The sequence below is a fragment of the Devosia sp. genome, assembly GCF_030689745.1.
GTDB lineage: Bacteria > Pseudomonadota > Alphaproteobacteria > Rhizobiales > Devosiaceae > Devosia > Devosia alba.
Window position 1 is genome coordinate 1 of sequence record NZ_JAUYGL010000171.1, and the last position, 3,229, is coordinate 3,229.

Annotated in this window: 2 protein-coding genes and 1 pseudogene; all 3 read left to right on the forward strand. The window is 56.9% G+C overall.

From position 1 onward, the window contains the following. Positions 1-422 (forward strand): tellurite resistance TerB C-terminal domain-containing protein (locus Q8O80_RS14815; RefSeq protein WP_305580583.1); only part of this gene is annotated, 422 nt, incomplete at its 5' end. Then, a pseudogene (locus Q8O80_RS14820) lies at positions 419-1,768 on the forward strand (ATP-binding protein). The gene Q8O80_RS14815 and the pseudogene Q8O80_RS14820, both read left to right, overlap by 4 nt. Then, positions 1,765-3,229, forward strand: a 1,465-nt coding sequence (locus tag Q8O80_RS14825; RefSeq protein WP_305580585.1) for a DEAD/DEAH box helicase, incomplete at its 3' end; no start/stop codon positions are given. The pseudogene Q8O80_RS14820 and the gene Q8O80_RS14825, both read left to right, overlap by 4 nt.

Consider the following 3,229-nt stretch of genomic DNA (forward strand, 5'->3'; position numbering starts at 1 on the left):
TTCGCGTTGATACGTCTCGCCTTGCTGCCATCAGGGAGGAAACGCGGGCGGCATCAGATGTTCTCGCCAGCATTTTCATTGATGAACCTGAGTTGGGTACACCGACAGCACCCATCGAAGACACGCCCGCAGCCATCGACGATATGGATCGCTTTGAAGGGCTTGAGCGACGCTATAGCCTGCTTCTCACTAAGCTTGGTGCAAGCGAAGAGTGGTCTTCAAGTGAGTTTGGCAGCCTTGTCAGGGAGGCGGGTTTGATGCCGGCTGCGGCGATCGAAGTGTTGAATAATTGGTCCCTCGATATGTTCGACGAACTATTACTGGAGGGAGACGAACCGATTATCGTCAATCTTCATCTTCTCCCGCATGACACCGGCTCTAACGATGATGTGTTGAAATTCGAAGAAAGAGCAGCCCTATGAACGCCAAGGCCACCACCATTCGCCCAAGAGATCGCGACACCGTCATCAGCGCACTGAGAGCTGGTGTCGTACCCAGGCTAGGACTCCAGCATGTGCAGGTCGGTCGGCAGCGGGAAATAGAGGCGATGATCAATGATATCGGGCGGGTCGGTAACGGAGGTTCCACGATCCGCTTCGTCATCGGTGCCTACGGCGCAGGCAAGACCTTTTTTCTCTTCTTGGTGCGCCAGATCGCACTCCAGAACAAGCTGGCTGTCTGTCAGGCTGACCTCTCGCCTGACAGACGACTCCACGCAACGGGCGGACAGGCGCGGGGCCTCTACGCCGAGTTAGCGAAAAGCATTTCGACACGAACAACGCCTGACGGCGGCGCGCTACGGAATATTCTTGAGAGCTTTATTCAGAAGGCCAGCGAACGCGCCAGCGCCTCCGAAATGACCATTGAATCGGCAATAAATGAAAGCCTCGGCGATCTTAGGGAGATGGTCGGGGGGTATGATTTCGCGACCGTGATCGCTGCCTATGCGCGTGGATACGAAGAGGGCAATTCCACCAAGCAGGACGCTGCCATGCGGTGGTTGCGCGGTTAATACACGACCAAGCCGGAGGCGCGCGCAGACCTCGGAGTGCGCACCATTATCGATGACGCAGGTTTCTTTGACGGCTTGCGACTTCTGGCTCGCTTCTGTCGCATCGCCGGCTTCGGCGGACTTCTTGTGTGTCTGGATGAACTCGTCAACCTCTACAAGCTTCAGAGTTCGCAGGCGCGAAAGCAGAACTATGAGCAAATTCTGCGCATCTTCAATGACGTGCTACAGGGCTCGACCGAAGGCATCGGCTTCATTCTTGGCGGCACGCCCGATTTCCTCCTCGACACGCGTCGCGGGCTATACTCATACGAAGCGCTGCAATCCCGTCTTGCGGAAAACAGCTTCGCGGGCAACGGTTTGGTGGATTACTCGGGACCTGTCATCAATTTGCCGAATCTCACCCCGGAGGAGCTCTACCATCTGTTGGAGCGGCTAAGGGATGTCTTTGCGTCGGGCGATGCGCAGAAGTGGCTCGTTCCTGACGACGGGTTGCACGCATTCATGGAGCATTGTGCCAATCGTATCGGTGAAGCGTATTTCCGGACTCCCCGCAATACGGTTAAAGCCTTTGTCGATCTCCTGGCAATCATCGAACAGAATCCCGGTGTGGACTGGCGAGAGCTTTTGGGTTCCGTGGATGTCGCAGAGGATCGCGGCGAACTCACGGATAATGACATATTCGATGTCGAAGGTGACTCGGACGATGAGCTATCCACCTTGGATATAGGTAAGCCGGCGACCAGAGCCTTTGAATGACCAGCACGCATCCATCCGGATTTGACCGTCTCTCGCACCCCGTCCGCAGATGGATATGGCAACAGAAGTGGAAAACGCTCCGAGATGTTCAGGAAAAGGCGATTCCTGCGGTGCTTGCTGGCGGCGATGTGGTGATATCGGCTCGAACGGCAGCCGGAAAAACGGAAGCCGTTTTCCTTCCACTTTTGACACGGATCGAGACGAGGGGCGAAAATGCTGACGGCTTCTCGGTGCTGTATGTCAGCCCCCTAAAGGCGCTCATCAACGATCAGCATCGCCGCTTGCAAGGCCTTTGTGAATCCTGCGACATGTTGCTCCATAAGTGGCATGGCGATGTATCTGCCGATGCCAAAACGCGCGCCCGGAAACGGCCATCCGGCATCGTTCTGATCACCCCGGAATCACTCGAGGCGCTCCTTGTTCGCCGTGGCGGTGAAGCTGCCAGACTGTTCTCGCGGCTTGATGCTGTCGTGATTGATGAGTTGCATGCATTCATAGGAACCGAACGTGGCATGCAGTTGCAGTCTATTCTCAACCGGATAGAGGTCGCCTCCAACCGCGACCAGATCGACCGCATCGGGCTGTCTGCGACACTTGGGAATATGCAGCTTGCGGCGGAGGCACTGCGTCCCGGAAACGGGACAAACGTAAAAATTGTCCAAGGTGAAGATGAAGGTAGTGGGGTGCGCCTCCAAATCCGCGGGTATCTGCTCGGTCAGAGGCAGGACCCGGAGCAAGCCCCTGCTGAAAACTTGGCACCAGACATAGCGATCGAAGATGCGGCCGATCCCTTCAGCCGGTCGATCCTCCCCGACGCTCTGGCCAACGACCTCTTCAGATTTCTGCGCGGCAAAAGCAATCTTCTGTTCGCCGGTTCCCGGACCAATGTTGAAATCTGCACGGACCGGCTACGGTTGATGTGCGCGGAAGCAAGCTTGCCACAGGAATTTTTCGCACATCACGGCAACCTCTCCAAGGCGATCCGAGAAGAGGTGGAAACCAGATTGCGCGATGATCCGCGCCCGACAACCGCCGTCGCAACCACGACCCTAGAGCTGGGTATAGATATCGGCGATGTTGAAACCGTGGCCCAGATCGGCCCAGGCTTTTCGGTTGCATCACTCCGGCAGCGTTTGGGACGATCGGGCCGCCGAGCGGGGCAGCCCGCGATCTTGCGCATTTTTATCGTCGAGCCGCCTATCGGCAAAGGCCGCCATCCTTGTGACCGGCTCCGCCTCGATCTAGTCCAGTCTATTGCCATGGTCGAATGTCTAAAGGCTGATTGGTGCGAACCTCCAAGTCCCGCCGGATTGCATCTCTCCACACTCATTCACCAGATCATGGCGCTGATCCTCCAATATGGCGGGGTGGGTCCCGTTGCCGCATGGAAGGTGCTTTGCGAGCGTGGCCCTTTTCGTGCAGTCGACAAGGGCCTGTTTGCAGAGCTTCTCCGCGCCATGG